General features: G+C 54.1%; 21 protein-coding genes. 11 read left to right on the top strand and 10 right to left on the bottom strand.

The features are described 5' to 3' along the window. The first annotated feature begins 104 nt into the window (after window positions 1-104). From AC6I8N_RS00265 to AC6I8N_RS00220, 10 genes are all read left to right on the top strand, one after another. Window positions 105-1,571, top strand: a complete 1,467-nt coding sequence (locus AC6I8N_RS00265) for a hypothetical protein (protein ID WP_497829788.1) — start codon at window positions 105-107, stop codon at window positions 1,569-1,571. 17 nt (window positions 1,572-1,588) lie between these two features. Beyond that, window positions 1,589-2,866, top strand: a complete 1,278-nt coding sequence (locus AC6I8N_RS00260) for an ATP-grasp domain-containing protein (RefSeq protein WP_497829787.1) — start codon at window positions 1,589-1,591, stop codon at window positions 2,864-2,866. Then, a complete protein-coding gene (locus tag AC6I8N_RS00255; RefSeq protein WP_497829786.1) occupies window positions 2,854-3,561 on the top strand; it encodes a class II glutamine amidotransferase in 708 nt (235 codons plus the stop codon). The genes AC6I8N_RS00260 and AC6I8N_RS00255 overlap by 13 nt, the downstream gene beginning before the upstream one ends. 5 nt (window positions 3,562-3,566) lie before the next feature. Next, window positions 3,567-4,367, top strand: a complete 801-nt coding sequence (locus AC6I8N_RS00250; RefSeq protein ID WP_497829785.1) for a 2OG-Fe(II)-dependent halogenase WelO5 family protein — start codon at window positions 3,567-3,569, stop codon at window positions 4,365-4,367. 29 nt (window positions 4,368-4,396) lie between these two features. Then, on the top strand, window positions 4,397-4,897 hold the full coding sequence (locus tag AC6I8N_RS00245) for a YbaK/EbsC family protein (RefSeq protein ID WP_497829784.1): 501 nt from the start codon (window positions 4,397-4,399) through the stop codon (window positions 4,895-4,897). Window positions 4,898-4,917: 20 nt separating this feature from the next. Continuing rightward, window positions 4,918-5,823, top strand: a complete 906-nt coding sequence (locus AC6I8N_RS00240) for an EamA family transporter (protein WP_497829783.1) — start codon at window positions 4,918-4,920, stop codon at window positions 5,821-5,823. 217 nt (window positions 5,824-6,040) lie between these two features. Further along, window positions 6,041-6,343: a hypothetical protein gene (locus AC6I8N_RS00235; protein WP_497829782.1), complete on the top strand. Its 303-nt coding sequence runs from the start codon at window positions 6,041-6,043 to the stop codon at window positions 6,341-6,343. Next, complete coding sequence (locus AC6I8N_RS00230; RefSeq protein WP_497829781.1) at window positions 6,300-6,794, top strand: hypothetical protein; 495 nt, start codon at window positions 6,300-6,302, stop codon at window positions 6,792-6,794. Before AC6I8N_RS00235 ends, AC6I8N_RS00230 begins: the two co-directional genes overlap by 44 nt. Next, window positions 6,787-7,107, top strand: coding sequence for a hypothetical protein (locus AC6I8N_RS00225; protein WP_497829780.1), 321 nt, complete (start codon window positions 6,787-6,789; stop codon window positions 7,105-7,107). The genes AC6I8N_RS00230 and AC6I8N_RS00225 overlap by 8 nt, the downstream gene beginning before the upstream one ends. A gap of 15 nt (window positions 7,108-7,122) precedes the next feature. Continuing rightward, window positions 7,123-7,995, top strand: coding sequence for a hypothetical protein (locus AC6I8N_RS00220; RefSeq protein ID WP_497829779.1), 873 nt, complete (start codon window positions 7,123-7,125; stop codon window positions 7,993-7,995). A gap of 61 nt (window positions 7,996-8,056) precedes the next feature. On the opposite strand, the gene ibpA is transcribed toward AC6I8N_RS00220, so the two are convergent. Next, window positions 8,057-8,473, bottom strand: a complete 417-nt coding sequence (ibpA, locus tag AC6I8N_RS00215) for a small heat shock chaperone IbpA (protein ID WP_013507211.1) — start codon at window positions 8,471-8,473, stop codon at window positions 8,057-8,059. A gap of 288 nt (window positions 8,474-8,761) precedes the next feature. Between ibpA and AC6I8N_RS00210 the strand changes: the two genes are divergently transcribed. Then, a complete protein-coding gene (locus tag AC6I8N_RS00210) occupies window positions 8,762-9,121 on the top strand; it encodes a YceK/YidQ family lipoprotein (RefSeq protein ID WP_036625886.1) in 360 nt (119 codons plus the stop codon). Here the strand turns inward: AC6I8N_RS00210 and AC6I8N_RS00205 are convergent. The 9 genes from AC6I8N_RS00205 to dnaN form a co-directional block, all read right to left on the bottom strand. After that, window positions 9,099-10,361: a YidR family protein gene (locus AC6I8N_RS00205; RefSeq protein WP_497829778.1), complete on the bottom strand. Its 1,263-nt coding sequence runs from the start codon at window positions 10,359-10,361 to the stop codon at window positions 9,099-9,101. The genes AC6I8N_RS00210 and AC6I8N_RS00205 overlap by 23 nt on opposite strands. Before the next feature lie 71 nt (window positions 10,362-10,432). Then, on the bottom strand, window positions 10,433-11,242 hold the full coding sequence (gene yidA / locus AC6I8N_RS00200; protein ID WP_021183657.1) for a sugar-phosphatase: 810 nt from the start codon (window positions 11,240-11,242) through the stop codon (window positions 10,433-10,435). Window positions 11,243-11,332: 90 nt separating this feature from the next. Further along, window positions 11,333-12,622 carry an MFS transporter gene (locus tag AC6I8N_RS00195; protein ID WP_021183656.1) on the bottom strand — a complete coding sequence of 430 codons (1,290 nt, stop codon included), beginning with the start codon at window positions 12,620-12,622 and terminating at the stop codon, window positions 11,333-11,335. Beyond that, a complete protein-coding gene (locus AC6I8N_RS00190) occupies window positions 12,619-13,113 on the bottom strand; it encodes a NanQ anomerase/TabA/YiaL family protein (protein WP_021183655.1) in 495 nt (164 codons plus the stop codon). The genes AC6I8N_RS00195 and AC6I8N_RS00190 overlap by 4 nt, the downstream gene beginning before the upstream one ends. A gap of 80 nt (window positions 13,114-13,193) precedes the next feature. Then, window positions 13,194-14,120, bottom strand: coding sequence for a dihydrodipicolinate synthase family protein (locus tag AC6I8N_RS00185; RefSeq protein WP_497829777.1), 927 nt, complete (start codon window positions 14,118-14,120; stop codon window positions 13,194-13,196). Between the two features lie 36 nt (window positions 14,121-14,156). Next, window positions 14,157-15,356 (bottom strand): ribokinase, encoded by a 1,200-nt coding sequence (rbsK, locus tag AC6I8N_RS00180; RefSeq protein ID WP_208724465.1) that lies wholly within the window; start codon window positions 15,354-15,356, stop codon window positions 14,157-14,159. A 187-nt stretch (window positions 15,357-15,543) separates the two neighbouring features. Beyond that, on the bottom strand, window positions 15,544-17,952 hold the full coding sequence (gene gyrB, locus AC6I8N_RS00175) for a DNA topoisomerase (ATP-hydrolyzing) subunit B (protein WP_208724464.1): 2,409 nt from the start codon (window positions 17,950-17,952) through the stop codon (window positions 15,544-15,546). A gap of 17 nt (window positions 17,953-17,969) precedes the next feature. Beyond that, window positions 17,970-19,055, bottom strand: a complete 1,086-nt coding sequence (recF, locus tag AC6I8N_RS00170; protein WP_497829776.1) for a DNA replication/repair protein RecF — start codon at window positions 19,053-19,055, stop codon at window positions 17,970-17,972. A gap of 87 nt (window positions 19,056-19,142) precedes the next feature. Continuing rightward, window positions 19,143-20,243: a DNA polymerase III subunit beta gene (gene dnaN, locus AC6I8N_RS00165; protein WP_013507201.1), complete on the bottom strand. Its 1,101-nt coding sequence runs from the start codon at window positions 20,241-20,243 to the stop codon at window positions 19,143-19,145. Window position 20,244: the final 1 nt, after the last annotated feature.

The raw sequence follows: 20,244 nt of genomic DNA, 5'->3' as shown, positions 1-20,244 counted from the left end.
GAAGACTGAGACATTCATTCCCAAGCACCTTCGTGGCCCTTTACCCGCAATGTTGCCGTGTTCAAGGCAATAGCGATTTTATTAGCCAAAGGAAAAAGTGAAAAATGAATAATCTGTCCACCATGATGAGAGAAATTGAAGGATATCTATCCCCCGCCATTCTCGCATCTGCTCAGGCTTGTTCCCGCCGTTTGCTCGCCGCGCTACCCGATACGCACCACCCCGAAAACAACCGCGTGTTGCTCGCCTATGGCGGCGGCAAAGACAGCAGCTATATGGTGGCGTATGTCCGCTACATCCAGGGGTTGATCTGGCAACAGCGGGGGAGCACCTTTCAGCTCCGCATCAGCACCAACCGCCACGCGGCAATGAACGACAGCGTGATGGAGAATATCGATCGCGTTTATCGCGCGCTGCATATCCACCATGACGACTTTACCGAATGTCTGGTGACCGACGGATTACAGATTCGCCCTTTTTCCCGTTATTTGCCGATGCCGGAAGCGGTACGCCAGCAGAATCGCAACGATGTGCTGATGAACGGCCACCGCTTCCGCGCCGATGCACGCTCCACCTTTTGCAACGCCTGCAACCTCAGCATGGTGAACTCCTTTGGCCTCGCGGCGCACTACGATGGCGGGGTGGATATGATCATCACCGGCGATTCGCCACAGGAACAAACCGCTTACCTCGCCTGGGCGCGCCACCTCTCCCGGCTGTTTAACGCACCGGTGGCGGATAAATCACGCGGCTTTAGCGGCTTTCTGCAAACCCTGGATGGCGTGGCGCAACGCTACTTTAGCGATGTCTACGGTGTCGATCAGGTTACCCCCGCGCACCGCATCACCTGGCAGCTTGAGCGCGATCCACTGTTCTTCAATATCTATCAGGACACCGCGTATGAAGCGGGTGCGCACTGGACGCTGCTCACTGAGTTTATGCAGTTCCGCTTCGATGAACTGATGTTCAGCTTCTCGGAATCAGACTGCGGCAACCCGACATTAATGGCCCATATTCGCGGCCTGCGCGCAGAAACCCTGTTGCAGCGTAGCTACGCCGAAGGCGTGCGCGAATATGCACGCTTTGCGCTGGGATTGATGCAGCAAAAAGATTTTCCACCACAGCTGATCAGCGAAATGGCGGCACGTTATCAGGACGATGCCGCGATTGCGCGTGCGCGGCAGCGGGCAACGCAGTTTGCCGAACAGGCATTTGGTCTCGATGAAACCCAGCTGGTGTGCATGATTTATTCGCCGTTTATCGCCGGTGGCCGCCAACTGAAAGCCTGGCTGCAACAGTTGCCGGACGCGCCGGAAGAAGCGGCGGTGCGTGCCTTGCTGGAAGGCAACAGCAACCATCTGCTGTTGGCACAACAACTGGAGCAACTTTCCGGCCTGACCATCGTGCAGATGCGTCACTGCTGGCAAAGCGCGCAGGTGAGTTCATTGCTGGATAACCAACAGCAGGATGCCCTGTCGCGCGTGCTGCGCTTCGACCCGCACAAAGCGGTGATCCAGGTTAACAATGGTGTCCTGCAGGACATCGTCACAGAAGTGATTTCCGGGCGTTAACCCGGTAAGGCCAACCGATGAGAAAGATTTTCCTGCAGATTGGTGCCACCCGCGACGGGCAAAATCCGTACTGCGCGGTGGCAAAGCGCGAAGGTTATTTCACTGTTCTGGCGGAGATGGGGGATTTTGTCGATTACCAGTCCCTCAGCCAGACCTTGCCGTTCGATCTGATCGTGCGGCTGGATCGACCGGAAAACCCCTGGGATGTGTTACAGGCGTGTCTGCATGCCGGGCTGCTGGAACATCCACAGGTAGTGCTGGCGGGCTTTGAAGCCTATAACGCCAGCGCCGGTCGGGTGCGTGAGATGCTGGCTGGCCCGGATGCCGGCCCCTGCTTTATCCCGCCGGACAAATACGCGCAACGCATGGCGCTGCGTAAGGCCTGGCCGCGTTTCCCTCAACCAGAGTTTCGCTTTTTTGCCTCGCCGCTCAGTATCCGCGACGCGCGGGAAGCGCTGCTCTACCCCTGCGTGATCAAGCCGGTCGATGGCGGCGGCGGCCTCGGTGTCTGGATGGTCGAGGAAGCCAGCCAACTGGATACCGTGATTAACAAACTGGTCGATACCATGAATTACGGTGGACGTGGGTTCTCGGGCTATATCGTCGAGAGCTGGCTGTGCGGCGACGAATATTCATTACAGGGCGTGGTGGATAACGGCCACGCGGTAGCCCTGACCTGTTGCCAGAAGGTGATTGAGCATCACAGCGACGCCGATGGCAGCATCAGCTTTTACGAATCCGGCCATGTGGCGATGGCCGCACAGCAACTGCCTGCGGCCTTTGCCAGCCTGATGAGTTTCTGTTGTGAAACTTTTGGCTACCGTCAGGGCGCTTTCCATATCGATTTCATCGTGGTCAATGGCGAACCGCATTTTCTCGAAATGGGTTTCCGCCTGTCGGGCATGGGTGTGGTGAACCTGGTTGAGGAAGTGACCGGCATCAACTGGGCCGACGTGGCATTTCAGATCGAAGCAGGACACGGTATGCCTGAGCTGCATTTCAATCAACAGGCGTCGGCGGTAGGTCGTCTGCGTTTGCGCCAGCCGCTGCAATATCACCAGGCAGAAAGCTGGATCGCGCAACAGCAACGCGGCCAGCTACTGCCACCGCTCAATCTGCCCGCACTGGAGGTATCACCGCGATCCTCATTGTATGCCGATTTGACCCGACATGCGGGCATCCTCGCCACCTTCCGTCTGCCGGGTAACAGCCGCGACGACATTCTGGCGACCTTCCATCAGATTCTTGCGGTTCCGTCTTTTGCCACACGGGGGGATTTGCTATGTGCAGAATGATTCTGGCGCACGGTCAGTTTGATGCCGCTGCGGTACTGGAGGCGGCGCGCGCCATGAGTTGTGGTGAAACCGCGACCCATGATGGCCCAATCAAGCAGCACCCAAACGGCTGGGGAATGCTGTGGATCGAGCAGGGAAAAATTCGCACGCTACACGGCACCGGCATGTTTGCCGATGCGCTGCCGGGTATTGATGTCGATCGCCTGCGTGGCCGTTTTCTGGCGGTGCATGTGCGCCATGCCACCTTGAGCAAAAACCACGGTATCGAATTTTCGCATCCGCTGTGGCGCACCAGTGGCCAGACGCAGTGGTACATGATGCACAACGGCTTTTTACCAACGGTTTACCAGCAGCTCGGCATGGCGGAGTCCCGCTTCGATTCGGCGGAATACCTTGAATACATCGTTGACCGCGCGACCCCGGCTGATTTCACCCGCGATTATCTGCGTGACAAAATGGTACAGGTAGCACCTGGCGGCAGTGCGGCCAACGCGATTTTTGTCACCCGCGAGAAAGCCTGGGCATGGCAATGGCATCCCACAGATACCCCTTATCCCGATTATTTCACCCTGCATCACTACAAACAGCACGACCGCACCTTTATCTCTTCTGAACCCATTGCAGCACTGGGCACGGCGTCGGAATGGCGTCGAATGAGTAACCATGAACTTCATGAAATTCCTTTGTCGGAGTGAACAGCATGGCCATTTTCAATCAGATACGCGTGATTAACCCCAAAATGTTTGTGGAAAGTACCTGGCTGGATGACATTGTGACTGCGCGTGTACCGCTGCTGGTACTGCGTAATTTCCTGACCCCGGAAGTCCGTGAAGCGGCAGTGGATGACCTGCAACTTTGCCGCGAGAAGGTGCGGGTGTCGCACTATCCCAATGGTGCACTCACCACCCTTGGCCCCTATCTGGCGAAGCACACCGCTGCGCCGGAAAACTATTTCACTGAATTACGCGACATCCAGCCCGCTTTGCCGCCCTCGCTGCACTGCCTGCGTGACCAGGTTTACAACTGGGTGAAACACGCCTTACGGCTGGAGAGCCTGAAAACCGCCACTGATCCCCGGCATGGCGACTATGCGGGTTCGATCGTGCGTTTCCATGCCAACGGCGTCGCCAACCCATTGCACAACGACAACATCGTGCGCGATGCGGCAGGCAGCGGCCTGGCGGTCACCGACATTTTGCATCAGCTGAGTTGCGTGGTGTGCCTGCAAGAGTGCAACGCCGGTGGCGAACTGCGCATCTTTAATAAGAAATGGCAGCAGGTGGATGAGCGTTTCAAAACACCTGGCGAACTGGGCTACCAGAGTGGCGTTGTTGAACATTGCGAGACTTGTGAGTTTTCACCGCGCAGCGGCGATATCTATCTGTTTAATCCTGCTTTTTATCATGAAATTGATCGGGTGGAAGGCGATACGCGCATCACTATGGGCTTCTTCTTTGGTCTGACCGACAAAAAGATGAAGCACGCGATTGCCTGGAGTTAACCCGTGGCCCGTCATACGAGGAGATGAAGATGACAACCTATGAAAAATTGATCGCGCAGTTGGAGCAACATCAGGCGAATTTCCGTGTGGTCGAGCATGAGGCCATCGGTCAGACCGATGTCATCAGCGAGATCCGCGGCAATGAGCTGAATCAGGCTGCGAAGGCGATGGTGCTGGAGGTGACCATGCCAGAAGGGGCGGAGTCCCGTTATCTGCTGGCGATTGTCCCCGGTGATTGCAAAATCAACTTCAAAAGCGCGGCGCGTGCCATTGGCGGCAAGAAATCGAGCTTCGCCGCACCGGAAAAAGCCCAGGAACTGACGCAGTGCGTGATGGGAGCAGTGCCCCCCTTTAGTTTTGATGACCGGCTGGCGCTGCGCGTCGACACGCGTCTGCGCGATGTCGGTACCCTGTGGTTCAACGCAGGTGAACTGGAGCGCTCGGTAGCGCTGAATGTGAATGATTATTTTCGTGTAGTCGGCGATGAATGTTGTGCAGAAATCGCCACCCCCGTGACGGCGACCGCCTGATCGCGGCAGAAGGAATTGTTATGTCAGTTAAAGATCTATTATTAGCCCTGTGTGTCGTGCTGGCCTGGGGTGTCAATTTTGTGGTGATTAAGTTGGGGCTGCATGGCATGCCCCCGTTTTTACTGGCGGGACTGCGTTTTACTCTGGTGGCATTCCCGGCGATCTTCTTTGTTAAGCGACCAAACATCCCGCTACGCTGGCTGGTGGTGTACGGCATGACCATCAGCTTTGGTCAGTTTGCATTTCTGTTTCTTGCCATCAAACTTGGCATGCCCGCCGGGCTGGCGTCGCTGGTGGTGCAGGCTCAGGCATTTTTTACCCTGCTGCTCGGCGCGCTATTGCTGGCTGAGAAGCTGCGCTGGAACCATATCGCCGGGATCGTAGTCGCCACCCTCGGTATGTTTATGCTTGCCACTGCCGGTATGGAGGGGCAAACCACCGCAGGGATTACGCTGACCACGATGATGCTGACGCTGGCCGCAGCGCTGTCGTGGGGGTTAGGCAATATCACCAACAAGATTATCCTGCGTAACAGCAAAGTCCCGGTAATGTCGCTGGTGGTGTGGAGTGCGCTGGTGCCTATGCTGCCCTTCTTCGCCTGCTCATGGTGGTTCGAGGGTGAGGCGGCGATAGTCAGCAGTCTGGTGCATATTTCACTGCAAACCGTGTTGGCACTGATCTACCTGGCGTTTGTCGCCACCATTGTCGGTTATGCCATTTGGGGCAATTTGCTCAGTCGCTATGAAACCTGGCGCGTCGCTCCGCTCTCGTTACTGGTGCCGGTGGTGGGGATTCTCAGCGCAGCATTGATTTTGGGAGAAACCCTGTCGATGCAGCAAATGTTAGGCGCTACAGTGATTATTCTCGGTCTGCTGATTAATGTATTTGGCGGAATGGTGAGTCAGCGATTTCTCATAAGAACGTAGTACTGCGCCCGGGTATGGGGAGATTCTGCCCCGATACCCGGGTTAGGTATCAGTGTCATCTGGCATATTTTTTCTTTCCTGACCCGAACCCCCTTCCCTTTCGCATTAGTCGAAACTAAATAACACTATAAAACAATGACATATGAAAAAGGTACAAATTGTACTTTTGCACCAGCACCGTCTGTGTCATTATTCATGAAACAGACGAGGTGTGCTTATGAAAATATCATGTCATCTGCAAAAGAGAATGTCGGAAAGAAACATATCGTTTGAAGTCATTAATCTGGTGATGTCTCTGGGTTCTTTTAGTAATAACAGCGAGAGACTCATATTGGATGAAAAAACACTGGCTCTGGCGATAGAATGCATCAACTCATTAAAAAGACAATTAATCACTTTACAGCAAAAGAAAGGCGCTAGCATCGCATTAACGGATGATTTGCTGATGACTTCTTTTTTCCACTACGGTAAAAAAAATGCTAAAAGTAAACAAAGACAAAATTTTAAGCAATTCAGCTGAAAGCACAATTGTATTACCCGTCCCACCTCAGAAAATTAATCTGAAGATTCACCGTGCAGATTTAAAATTTATTGATGAAATGGCACTCAGACTGGATACATCTCGCTCTGCCATTTTAAATAACATCATTAGAAAAATTCTAATTGAAAAATTAAAATCTGAAGTCACAGAATTTGATAGTCAGGTATTGTTAGCAACTGAGGCTGATAAACTATCACCACAACATATCATTGATGGATGTAATGATCTTGAAGAAAGTTGGATTTTTGAAGTGGCGCGGGAAGAGATCAAAGAAAGCATCTTCTATAAGTATAACAACTTCAAACTGTCAGCGCAGGATCAGCAAACTGATTTATTAAGCAAGGAAGAAATTTATTTAATGAAACATTCTGACGAGCATAACTACTGTAAAATTCTTATTAAAGATAAAATTGGTAATAAAAATGATTAAAAATCAAATTGAAAAAATGAAGAATAACATAGTGAAAGATTCTCGTGAACTTTATGAAACGGTATCTATCAAGTTACCAGCGAAAAGCTATGCCATGCTGGATTTGTTGAGTCGACTCAGCTCTGAACCAAAAACATCACTGCTCACTAAAGATATCTCTGATACTTTATACCGTATCGTTGCTTCTGAAGGTGAAGAGATTGAATTAATTGAAGAGTTAATAAATAAGGTTGATCCTTCTGATTATCAGGAGTCCTTTATTGAGCAACTAATCAACAGCAACATCATTCATATTACCTCAGAGAATGAATAAGTAGAAGGGATTAAAATGCGCCTGGTATACGTTACAAAATCAACATTACATAAGATTGGTGGCATTCTTGATATACCCTATGAACAATCGCTCAAAGCTGGAGAAGCCATCAATAAAATAATAAAACCACATACTAAGGAAAATTTATTCAGTGCCCCAGAGTTGAAAGCAATGGCGAAAATCATTGCAGTAAATGAGATACTTAACACAGAAACAGCAGACAATATAAAACTCATGAACCAGAGAAAAGCTGAGTCTGAGACACGTCTGCAAAGAGTCATCTTCTATCGTGAAAAGCTTATCTACCATTTTTATGAGAATTGCCCAAACCTGCTGTCTGATTATGAGAACTTTTCAATACCCGATGAAATCCCTGAACACAGGATAGATGAATACCGTCAATATTTTATCAAAAACAAAGAGCTTTTTTATAAGGATGAAGCAGCTTACTATGCTCGGGCGAATGCCTTCTTCCGAGTTCATATGAGTCCAATACAAAAAAGCCGACACGCCAATAGCGGTAAAAGATTAGCCTCGAGCCAAAGCCTGTTACAATCTTTCGATGACAAACATGAGGAAAAATACATCGATCAGACACTATCTTTCTTTCAGGAGTACAAATCAACCGTAAAAAAATATGGTCAAGCATCTCATATAAGAGATGATTTACTCAAAAAGAAAAAAATGTCACAAGAAGAATATGACATCATTACAGAATGGCATTTACTTAAAAGCAATACCAAAAGCGAGATTATCAGTACAATAATTAAAATAAACCACCGAAGCGAGCAGTTGTTTGCTGAAGAAGTAATGATCGCATTGGGTTTTAATGGTTGTGCAACCTGCAAAGCGCTCGGTGATAAAGCAGTTGTCTCAGCACATGCATAAAAAACCGCAATCCTTCAACTGGACTGCGGTTGTCGAGGGCTGTGGCAACGCAGCCTGACCCTTACTTCAGAATTTCAATCCGACGCGGTTTCGCCTCTTCGGGGACGATGCGTTCCAGGTCGATGCTTAACAAACCATTCTCCAGACGCGCATCGCGCACCACGATATGGTCAGCCAGCTGGAATTTACGCTCAAAGTTACGCTCGGCGATGCCCTGGTACAGGTATTTACGTTCCTGCTGCTCCTCGGGATGCGCACCGCGCACAACCAGCATGTTGTCATGAGAGGTGATATCTAACTCGCTCTGGGCAAAGCCCGCCACGGCAATGGTGATGCGGTAGTGGTTTTCATCCACCAGCTCAACGTTATACGGAGGATAGCCACCATTGGCCTGGTTCTGATTTGATTCCAGCAGATTGAACAGACGATCGAAACCAATTGCAGAACGATAAAGCGGAGAGAGATCAAAATTACGCATATTAGGACTCCTGAAAATCAGCAAGTTTTGGCAACCTTCCACCATGGACAGGTTGTGCGGCCCGTTGCTCTCCCTGTCGGCGAAAGCAGCGTGACCGTTCCTTAAAAGTGGGCGCTATTTTTTCACTTTCAAGGTTTCACGAGGAATTTCTTGCAGCAATTTTGATGAAATAGCATACACTCAGGTCATTATTCGCCTGGACAGAAAGACATCAACTCAGAGTGATGCTTAATCAGGTGACACACTCCAGCCAGGGCCATGCCATGACTGAAGGGATGAAAGAAGATGATGAAAATGATGAAACGCTTTTTGCTGCCCGGTCTGTTGATCTGTGGCGCAGGTATGACCTCCGGTTGCTCCAGTCTTATGTCTCACACTGGCGCGAGCCAGGGTTATTATCCCGGTACCCGTGCCAGCGCGGAGATGCTAACTGATGACCAAACCAGTTGGGCAATGAAGCCATTACTCGCTATCGATCTGCCTTTCTCTGCGGTGATGGACACCCTCCTGCTGCCGTGGGATTACTTCCGCCATGACGATGACAAATCGATCGATTCACCACGCGAGCGCGTGCTGCAAAGCGAAAAACTGGCCGGGACTCAGGCGAGTCTGGCAACCGCCGCTTCTATGCCTGCGGAGTCGCACTGACGCAGAACAGCTGCCGCCAGCCGTTGATTTCTCGCATATAGGCGATCTTTCCTCCATCCGGCGACCAGACCACCGCATCACCTGACGGCGGCTGGTCACTGCGCTGCGTCAATCGCGTGCATTTGCCGCTCGCCAGCTCGCATCGCATCACGCTGTTGTCACAGACAAAGCTGATGGCCGCACCGGAAGGATGCCAGCTAAAGGCTGACTGGATGCTACTGGCTAGCTGCGTCACCTGATGTGGTTTACCCCCGTTGGGCGACACCGTCCACAGCTGCACCACGCCGTTTTTATCCGCCATCAGAAAAGCGATAGCGCTGCCATCCGGTGCGGCACGTAACCAGTGGCGTGGCTGTAACGCCAGCCCCTGCGTATGGGTAACGCGTCGTTGCTGTACCCCGGACGGCGGCGCTGGCAATGTATCGGGCGTCCCCTGTAGGGGAGAAGCACCTGACTTCGCGTAATCCGCCAGCGCAGTTGGCAGATCGACCACAAACACTTCCGGTACTTTTTCGCCACTCACTGAGCGGGTATCACCAATAAACGCGATGGCCCAACGTTGCCAGCTGCCATCCGGCTTTTGATAGCCGCGATCGCCTATCCAGCACTCCTCGTAGGCACGATCGATTTGATCACTGCCCGGCAGGGGATCACGTTGCGTCTGGCTGACCAGCACACAATAATGGCTTCCCTCATATTCACGCGGATGATGTTTTGACGGGCATACCGGATGCAGCGGCACAGCAACACCGACGTTACGCAGATCTTCGGCCACATCTTTTTCATGCATCACATGATCGTTGTAGGTAAAACTCAGACGCGAACCGTCCGGGCTGAAGACATGAACATGCGAACCACCGCGCAATGCGCCAGGCGTAAAGGGAGCGGTGATATCGCAGGCATCAAGATTCTCCGCGATCCCCTGCTGCACAATCACGCCACGCCGATGGTGGAAATCGTAATGCCAGTGCGCATCGGGATGTTCCGGGCCGTGGATACAGACATAGCGTGGCGGGAGATCCGGGCTGACGGTCACCACGCCAACGTGCGCGCCGTCGCGTGCCTGGTACAACACCTCAACTGCACCGCTTGCCACATTGACGCGTTCAATGGTCAGGCTGGTAAAGGAAGCACCGGAAGGACGGACATCAAACGCCAGCCACTGGCTGTCGGCGGTCCAGACATTGATATTGGTTAGTTGATGATGACGTTCTGCAAAGGTGAGTTGTTTTTCTGACATGGGGTAGCCTTAGATCCTGTAGCGGCGCGATTTATCGCGCCGCTACAGGATTTGCATAGATCAAAGGAGAATTACAGCACCAACTCTTCGATCGCGTACGCCACGCCATCTTCCGCGTTGGTTTTGGTGATGAACTGCGCAATACTTTTTACCGAGTCAATCGCATTGCCCATTGCCACCCCGGTTCCGGCATACTCAATCATCGCCAGGTCGTTTTCCTGATCGCCAATCGTCATGACTTCTGCGGCTTGCAGGCCGAGTTTTTCCGCCAGCATTTTCACGCCATAACCTTTGTTGACGCGCGGATCGAGGATTTCGAGATAGTAAGGTGCGCTCTTCAAAATAGTGTAGCTGTCGCGGGCGCGGGCCGGCAGCGCAGCCACCGCCTTATCCAACAACGCAGGTTTGTCGATCATCATCAGTTTCGGGAAGCGCGTCGCCGGGTCCATCTCTTCCACGGCACGATAACGCACCGGGATGCCGGTCAGGCTGGCTTCGTGGATGGTGTACTCACTGATATCTTTGTTCGGCGTATACAACGAGGAGTGGTCAAACGCATGGAAATGGACGCCAAGTTCGCGCGCCAGTTGCTCGACGTAGAGAAAATCATCAAAACTCAGCGTCACTTCCGCTACGCTTGCGCCGGTATCGGCGCGTTGGACCAACGCGCCATTGTTGCTGATGCAATATTGACCCGGTTGCTGTAAATCCAGTTCTTGCAGGTAGCGCTCGACACCGACAAAGGGGCGACCTGTGGCCAGCACAATGGCAACACCTTTATCGCGTGCACGGGCAATCGCGGATTTTACTGCCGGGGTGATCTGGTGGTACGGGTTAAGCAAGGTGCCGTCCATATCGATCGCAATCAGTTTTATCGCCATAACATCCTCGTTAATTCAGAGTTTGCATCCATGCTAGCGCGATTCAGCTCACATTGACCAGTTTATCGACGCCAGACGGCATTCTGCGTATCATTTCGCCTGGAGTGGCTTGCGCACAAACAGGCCGTAGCTCAGCGCACCAATCATCAGCAATCCCGCGCCCAGCAGGAACACGTTGGTGAACTTGCCGGTAGTATCAAGGATGATGCCAGTGACGATCGGGGCCATTGCCGCCCCCAGGAAGCCACCGAAGTTCTGGATCGCCCCCAGCGATGCAACCTGTGATTTTGGCGCGATGTCACTCGCCAACGTCCAGAGCGCCCCCTGCGGCATCTGCGAGCAGAAATAGCCGAGCGCCAGCAGACCAATCGCCAGCGGTGTGCTATCGACAAAAGGAATCGGCGCGACAAAACAAGCCGCCAGCGCTGCACCGGTGACGATAGGGATTTTACGCGCAGTGATAGCACGCACGCCGTTACGCACCAGGCGATCGGACAGCATGCCGCCCACCAGCACACCCAGAATGCCGCACAGGAACGGAATCGAGGCGATCCATCCGGTTGCTTTCAGGCTGAAGCCGAGGGATTTTTCCAGATATCCCGGCAGCCAGGTGAGGTACACCCAGATGGTGAACATGATGGAGAAGTTACCGATCACCATAAACCAGGTGGTGCTGTGACGGAATAATGCGCCCCAGCTCGCTTGCGCGCGTTCTTCCGGGGCAGCGACGCTGCGCTGTCCGGCATGCAGCAGCGCATCTTCACGCGCATCCGGGTCGCGATAGAATTTCCACCACGCCAGCAGCAGTGGAATCCCCATCAGACCAATGGCAACGAACATCCCACGCCAGCCAAAAGTCAGCAGCAGCACGGTAAGAATCGGTGGCGCAATGGCGTTAGCGATTTGCGAACCGGTATTGATGATCGCCGTCGGCAGGCCTCGTTCATTATCACCAAACCAGCGATGGGTGATTTTGATGCCGGAGGTAAAGAATGGCGACTCCGAGACGCCCAGCAGCATACGCAGGCCATAGAAGAAGCTGTAGCTGTTTACGAAAGCCGCCAGCACGGTAAAGCTGGACCATAACCCCAGCGCCCAGGAGAACATTCTCTTCGGACCAAACTTATCCACCAGCCAACCCGCCGGCAGGTTTGCCAACGCATAGGGCCAGAGAAACGCCGACAGCAGCAGGCCCATCTCGGTCTGCGAGAAACCAAACTCTGCCGCGATGGTGGTGTTGGCGATACTCAGGTTGGCACGATCGAGGTAGTTCACCACCGCTGCCAGCAGCAGGATGGTAATGATTCCCCAGCGTAATTTGCCCACAAGCGTGGGCTGCGCCACTGCGGCGCCGGACAAGGTATTCACCGAGGTTTTCATTGTGTTGCCCCCACCGCGTTAAACAGGCTGAGGTTAATTTTGATCACCGCTTTACGGATCGGCTGCGCATCAGGCGCGGCACAGCAGGGACGATGCACGTCATGCGGGAAAAACAGCGCGAACATGCCCGGCGTCAGAGTGATCATCGATTCATCAATTGTGTCCTGATAAAACACCACGTCACGCTCAGCGCGCAGATCTTCAATGATGACATGCTGCGGATGCGCCCGCGCCACGCCAATGTTCTCGCGTCCAGCCAACAGGTACTGAATATCAACGTAGTTAAAATGCGACTCGGCACGGCGATCGCTGGCCGGTTCGGTGTCCATTTCCTGCACCAGGCAGAACATCTGGTTATCCGGCAGCAAGTCATACTTGCCGGTGGCCAGTTGGCTGAAATCGGTGTCGGCTATCCAACGTAACGCCTGGTCGACGATGGGGTGGAAGGCATGGCGCTCACGCGCCCAATCCTGGCTATCACATACAATCATGGTGTTTTCCCTGTCGTTATCATTAATGGGTTCAGGTACAGCCGTAGCGGCGCGATAAATCGCACCGCTACGTATTTTTCTCAGAGGTTTTCGATACGTTGCTGCCAAATCTGGCTGCCATCGCGGATCTGGTCGAGCAATACGCCCAGTCCCCAGAATTTCTCCAGCACGTTGTCTTTATTAACGCGGCAATGCTCGCTGGCGAAGGTGCCCAGGCGTTGATGGTAGATTTTGGCGTTTTTCGGGTAACCGAGGGTTTCCGTCACCGCGCTGAGCGACAGGAACAGCGAAAGCTCGTGGGCTTTCTCCGCCTGCTGCGCGCCCTGGTGGTACAGCCAGTGATACAGCCCCGGATGGAAGTTGGTGAAGACGCCGCTGAAACCTTTGGAACCGGCCTGCATGGCTGGCCAGGCGATGGCAGCGTTGGCGTTGATCACCGCCAGCGGTGTCCCTTCTGCCAGCTGCACGCGACGGGTCACGGTCGGCAGATCGCAGCTCACATCCTTCAGCACCACAAAACGGCCGCTGTTGGCGCAGAAGCTGAATTCTTCATCGCTCAACAGACGACGGTACGGAGCCGGGCATTCATACAGGCCCAGCGGCAGGGTGTCAGGCAGCGCCTCCAGCAAATGATTGAGGTGTGCGTAGAAGGTTGCGCTGCCCTCATTTTTCGGGTCGAGATGGTTAGTCACCAGCACCAGCGCATCGATGCCGGTGTTCGCCATCGCCTGCAACTCGGCGGTTTGTTGCGCCAGATCGTCGCTGATATGGCCGGACGCAATCACCGGCACGCGACCCTGTACTTTTTCCACCACAAATTTCGCCAGCGCCACGCGTTCTTCGAGGCTTAAGAACTGCATTTCGCTCGACTGACATACCGCGAACAATGCATCGACACCTTCCGCCAGATACCAGTTAATCAGGCGCTCCAGCCCCGGATAATCAACCTGGTTGTCTGCCGTAAAGGGGGTAAGCATAACCGGCACAATGCCTTCGATTTTTTTCATGTTCTCTCCTGCCAGCGGTTCCACCGCTGTGATTTGTTATCGTTGATGAAGTCGGGCCATAACCTGCTGTCGATCCGGCATATTGCTGGCACCTTCGCGCTCTACCGCCAGCGCGGCAAAGGCCGATGCCCAGGTGGCGGCCTGCAACAGGCTTTGCCCCTGCGCCAGCGCGGCGGCCAGCGCACCGTTGAAGGCATCGCCTGCTCCGGTGGTATCGACGCTCAACGCCGGGAAGGCCGGAATATGATGAAATTGTTGGTTATCAAGCAGTAACGCACCGCGTGATCCCATAGTGATGATGACGCGTCGCGCGCCCAGTTCGACGATGGCCTGTGCGGCGGCACGCGCGCTGGCTAAATCGACGATTTCGATGCCAGACAGCAACGAGGCTTCGGTTTCATTGGGGGTTAGCACGTCAATCATCGCCAGACAGCTCAACACCTCGGCGGAAAACGGTGCGGGGTTCATAATCACCCGCACCCCGAGCGTATGAGCGAGACGAATCGCGCTGCGCGTGGCCTCAAAGTTGTTTTCCAGTTGCAGCAGCAGCACGCTGGCATCCGACAACTCGTGGGTCATCTCGGCGATTTCGTCGTCGGTGAAGGTTTTGTTCGCGCCGGAATAGATGGCGATCATGTTCTCGCCATTCTCCTGCGAGACGTAAATGATGGCGCTTCCGGTCGGCTCACTATCCGTCTGGTACAGACGGAACGAGTGGATGCCAGAGGCCGACAGATGGTCAAACGCAAACTTGCTGAACTGATCGGTGCCAACTTTGGCGACAAAATGTACCCGCGTACCGGCACAACTGGCCGCCATCGCCTGGTTGGCCCCTTTGCCGCCCGGACCGAGGGTGCTGCCGAGCGCCAGCAGCGATTCGCCGCCGCGAGGAAAACGTGCAACTTTAGCCACGATATCGACATTAAAGGCACCAAGAATGCAGACTTTGCCGTTTTTTACCGCAGATGTTGCGCTCGGACGTCGCGCCTGCAAACGCTCCAGCAACACTTCAAAATTTCCGCCACTTTCGCTGATCAATTTTTCCTGGAGGTTGCGGCGCAGGGCAATCGCCCCGCCATAGCAGCGTTGTACCAATCCCTGACGCGCCAGTGCGCCGAGATCGGTACGAATAGTTTCGCGTGTAACGCCAAGCTGGCTTGCCAGCCCATTAACCGTTACGCGATCCTGTTCATCCAGCCATTTAAGTATTTGATTACGTCGCTCTTCCAGAAACATGCGTCATCCCCTCTGCTTCGCCCAAAGCGTAAGGGAGTGGACAACAGATGTAAGTGACACGGATCGCAGCGCACGGGAAAAAACGGAAGCAAACAAAAGCTAACGCAGATGTTTTTTAAGCAGAAAAGGAAATGTCAGGCGGGTAACAAACAAAAAACCCTTCCCGATTGGGAAGGGTTTTGGCACATCAGATGTCGATGTTGGCGGCTTTCAGCGCGTTCTCTTCGATGAAGGCGCGGCGCGGTTCTACCGCATCGCCCATCAGCGTGGTGAACAACTGGTCGGCGGCGATGGCGTCTTTGATGGTGACGCGCAACATGCGGCGGCTGTCCGGGTCCATAGTGGTTTCCCACAACTGCTCCGGGTTCATCTCGCCCAATCCTTTGTAGCGCTGAACTGACAGGCCACGGCGGGATTCTTTCACCAGCCAGTCAATCGCCTGTTCGAAGCTGGTTACTGGCTGACGACGTTCGCCACGCTCAATAAACGCATCTTCCTCAATCAGGCCGCGCAACTGCTCACCAAGGTCGCAGATTTTGCGGTATTCAGGACCAGCGATAAATTCGCTGTCCAGCGGATAATCGGTATCCACCCCGTGAGTACGTACACGCAGTACCGGCTCAAACAGGTGCTGCTCACGGTTAGCGCGCACCTGAGCAACGTAGGTGCTGCCATGCGCTTCGCGCTCGGTCAGATAGGCCACCAGACCATCCAGCCAACCTTTCACCGCGGCTTCATCGCTGAGGTCGCTCAGGGTCGGATGGTAAATCAGCCCACGCAGCAGCGCGAGCGGATAGCGGCGCTCCATACGTTTGATCATGCGCTGGGTGCTGTTGAAGCTCGCTACCAGATTTTCCAGCGGTTCGCCTCCCAGTGCCGGGGCGCTGGCGTTGGTGTGCAGGGTTGCGCCATCAAGGGCAATCGCGATTTGATATTGATCCATCGCTTCGTCGTCTTTGATGTACTGCTCCTGCTTGCCTTTCTTCACTTTGTACAACGGCGGCTGCGCGATGTAGACGTGACCACGTTCCACGATTTCCGGCATCTGACGATAGAAGAAGGTCAACAGCAGCGTACGGATGTGCGAACCATCGACGTCGGCATCGGTCATGATAATGATGCTGTGATAACGCAGTTTGTCCGGGTTGTATTCGTCACGGCCAATGCCGCAACCCAACGCGGTGATCAGCGTCGCCACTTCCTGCGAAGAAAGCATCTTGTCGAAACGCGCTTTCTCTACGTTGAGGATTTTACCTTTCAGCGGCAGAATCGCCTGGTTCTTACGGTTACGTCCCTGCTTGGCCGAACCGCCTGCGGAGTCACCCTCCACCAGGTAGATTTCGGACAGCGCCGGGTCGCGCTCCTGGCAATCCGCCAGTTTGCCCGGCAGACCTGCGAGGTCCAGCGCACCTTTACGACGCGTCATCTCACGAGCACGACGTGCCGCTTCACGCGCACGCGCCGCATCGATAATTTTGCCAACGACGATTTTCGCGTCAGATGGATTTTCCAGCAGATACTCCGCCAGCAGTTCGTTCATCTGCTGTTCAACCGCCGATTTCACTTCTGAGGAAACCAGCTTGTCTTTGGTCTGCGAGGAGAATTTCGGGTCCGGTACTTTTACCGATACCACGGCGATCAGACCTTCACGCGCGTCATCACCGGTGGCGCTGACTTTGGCTTTTTTGCTGTAGCCTTCTTTGTCCATGTAGGCATTCAGGGTACGCGTCATCGCCGCACGGAAGCCCGCAAGGTGCGTACCGCCATCGCGCTGTGGAATGTTGTTCGTGAAGCAGTAGATGTTTTCCTGGAAACCATCGTTCCACTGCAATGCCACTTCCACACCAATGCCGTCCTTCTCGGTAGAGAAGTAGAACACGTTCGGGTGAATCGGGTTTTTGTTGCGGTTGAGATACTCAACAAACGCCTTGATCCCCCCTTCGTAGTGGTAATGATCCTTCTTGTCATCGCGCTTATCTTCAAGGCGAATTGACACACCGGAGTTGAGGAACGACAGTTCACGCAGACGTTTTGCCAGGATGTCGTACTCAAATTCAGTCACGTTGGTGAAGGTTTCATGGCTCGGCCAGAAACGCACGCGCGTACCGGTAGCATCGGTATCACCCACCACCGCCAGCGGGGCCTGCGGCACGCCGTGGACGTAGGTTTGCTGATGCACTTTGCCATCACGACGAATGGTCAGTTCCAGTTTCTGCGACAGGGCGTTAACCACGGAAACACCCACGCCGTGCAGACCACCGGATACTTTATACGAGTTGTCGTCGAACTTACCGCCCGCGTGCAGGACCGTCATGATCACTTCGGCCGCCGACACGCCCTCTTCCGGGTGAATACCCGTCGGGATGCCACGACCATCATCCTGTACCGATACGGAATTATCGGCATGAATGGTGACCACGATGTCACTACAGTAACCGGCGAGCGCTTCGTCGATGGCGTTATCCACGACCTCGAATACCATGTGATGCAGACCGGTGCCGTCATCCGTATCGCCGATATACATGCCAGGGCGTTTGCGTACCGCATCAAGCCCTTTCAGAACTTTGATACTTGAGGAGTCATAAGAATTCGACATCAACGTTTCTCGCTCATTTAATCTTCAGGTTGAACTGCTATTTTACCCTGTTCCACGCGGAACATCTTGCCCTTTTCGTCACTCATGTCGATTACATGCTCGACACCAATGGCACTGACAAACACCTGCGCCTGCGTGGCTTTCAATCGCTCCGCTAACAGGCGGCGACGCACGTCATCCAGCTCTGAAGCAAAGTCATCAATCAGGTAGAGGCAACGGCGTCCACTGCTGCGCGTGAGATATTCCCCCTGCGCCAGGCGCAGCGCGCACATCAGCAGTTTTAACTGGCCGCGTGAGAGTAAATCTTCCACCGGCGTACCCTCGGCACGAATGCGGAAATCCGCTTTGTGCGGGCCGCTGGCGGTGTAGGTTAGCGCGCGATCGCGCTCGAAATTACGTTCCAGCAGTTCGCCGTAGTCGCTCTCCTTGTCCCAGCCGCGCTGAAAGGAGAATGCCAGCTCAAACTCAGGCAAGAACTGGGCACAAGTCGCGGTGATTTCGCTGCAAATGGCTTCGCTGTATTCCGCACGCCAGGCGCTGATTTGTTCGGCCAGCGGCACCAGTTCCTGATCCCACGGACGAATCTGACTGTAACGCGTCACCTGGCGCAGTGCGGCATTGCGTTGCTTCAGCAAACGACGCAAGTTGCTCCAGGCGTTGAAAAAACCGGGGGCGGCATGAAAACAGCCCCAGTCGACATAGGCTCTACGGTATTTGGGGCCGCCGTTGAGTAAAGTAAACCCCTCGGGGGTGATTAACTGCATCGGCAACAACTGCGCCAGCTCGGCGACTTTATGGCCGTCGCTACCGTCGATACGTACCTTGCTTTCACCGGCGCGATTTTTGGTCAGCCCGACCGCCAACTCGCGCTCGTCACCTTCGATGCGACCATGCAGCACGAAGGCTTGTTGATCATGACGAATGACCCGTCCGGCCTGCAAACTGCGAAAGGCACGGCCATGCCCCAGGGTGTATATCGCCTCCAACACGCTGGTTTTGCCGCTGCCGTTGGCACCCACGAGGAAGTTAAACCCCGGCGCTAATGTCAGATCGGCCTGTTCGATGTTACGAAAATCTTTAATCAGGAGGCGGGTTAAAGCCATCAATCAATCCAGCTTTGGAGGACAAGAAGAGGGTGTTTACCAAACTTCAACAAACCAGGCCTGGCTTACTTGCCAGGCCTATATTTTCTACAACCGCATTGGCATGACAACGTAGGCGGCTGCCGGGCTGGCAACATCCTCGATTTGCACACTCGATACGGAGTCAGTCAGTAGCAAACGCACATTTTCGCACTTCAGCGCGTTCAGCACATCCAGCACGTAACTCACGTTGAAACCAATCTCCAGCTCGCTGCCGTTGTAGCTGACATCCAGCATCTCTTCCGCTTCTTCCTGTTCCGGGTTGTTGGCGGTGATTTTGAGCTGATTTTCGGTGATATAGATGCGAACACCGCGGAATTTCTCATTCGACAAAATCGCCGCACGCGCAAACGCCTGCTTCAGCAGATCGCAACCGGCTTCCAGCGCTTTGTCGGGATTTTTCGGCAATACGCGGCGATAATCCGGGAAACGACCATCAACCAGCTTCGATGTGAAAATAAAATCGCCGACGTGGGCACGGATGTTGCTGCTGCCGATTTGTACCTGTAACGGGGTTTCGCCGCCGTCAAGCAGACGTACCAGCTCAATCACCCCTTTACGCGGCACGATCACCGAATGGTTAGGTAACGCCTGACCGATAGGCATCGAGCAGACCGCCAGACGGTGACCATCGGTTGCGACGGTGCGCAACTCTTCCCCTTCGGTTTCAAACAGCATGCCGTTGAGGTAGTAACGCACGTCCTGATGCGCCATCGAAAACTGCGTAGCTTCAATCAGACGCTTCAGCGTGGCCTGCGGCAGGGTGAATTCCACCTCGCTTTGCCAGTCATCCAGATTGGGAAAATCACTGGCGGGCAGCGTGGAGAGTGAAAAACGGCTGCGGCCAGAGCGCACCAGCATTCTGTCGCCTTCCAGCGTCAGGGTGATCTCTGCGCCATCCGGCAGACCGCGACAAATGTCGAGGAATTTACGCGCCGGAACCGTGGTCGCACCAGGTTCATGCGGCTGCGTTAACGCCACGCGCGCCACCATCTCCATTTCCAGATCGGTGCCGGTCAGCAGCAGGGTGCCTTCATTAACCTGCAGCAGCAAATTTCCGAGGATCGGCAGCGTAGGACGCCCACCAAGCGGGCCGCTGACTTGTTGCAGCGGTTTCAGCAACTGCTCACGTTCAACAATAAATTTCATA

The sequence above is a fragment of the Pantoea sp. X-Soil-TKNS-1279 genome, from assembly GCF_059730565.1.
Note: the sequence above shows the minus strand (reverse complement) of the source record. Positions and strands in the feature narration are given on the sequence as shown.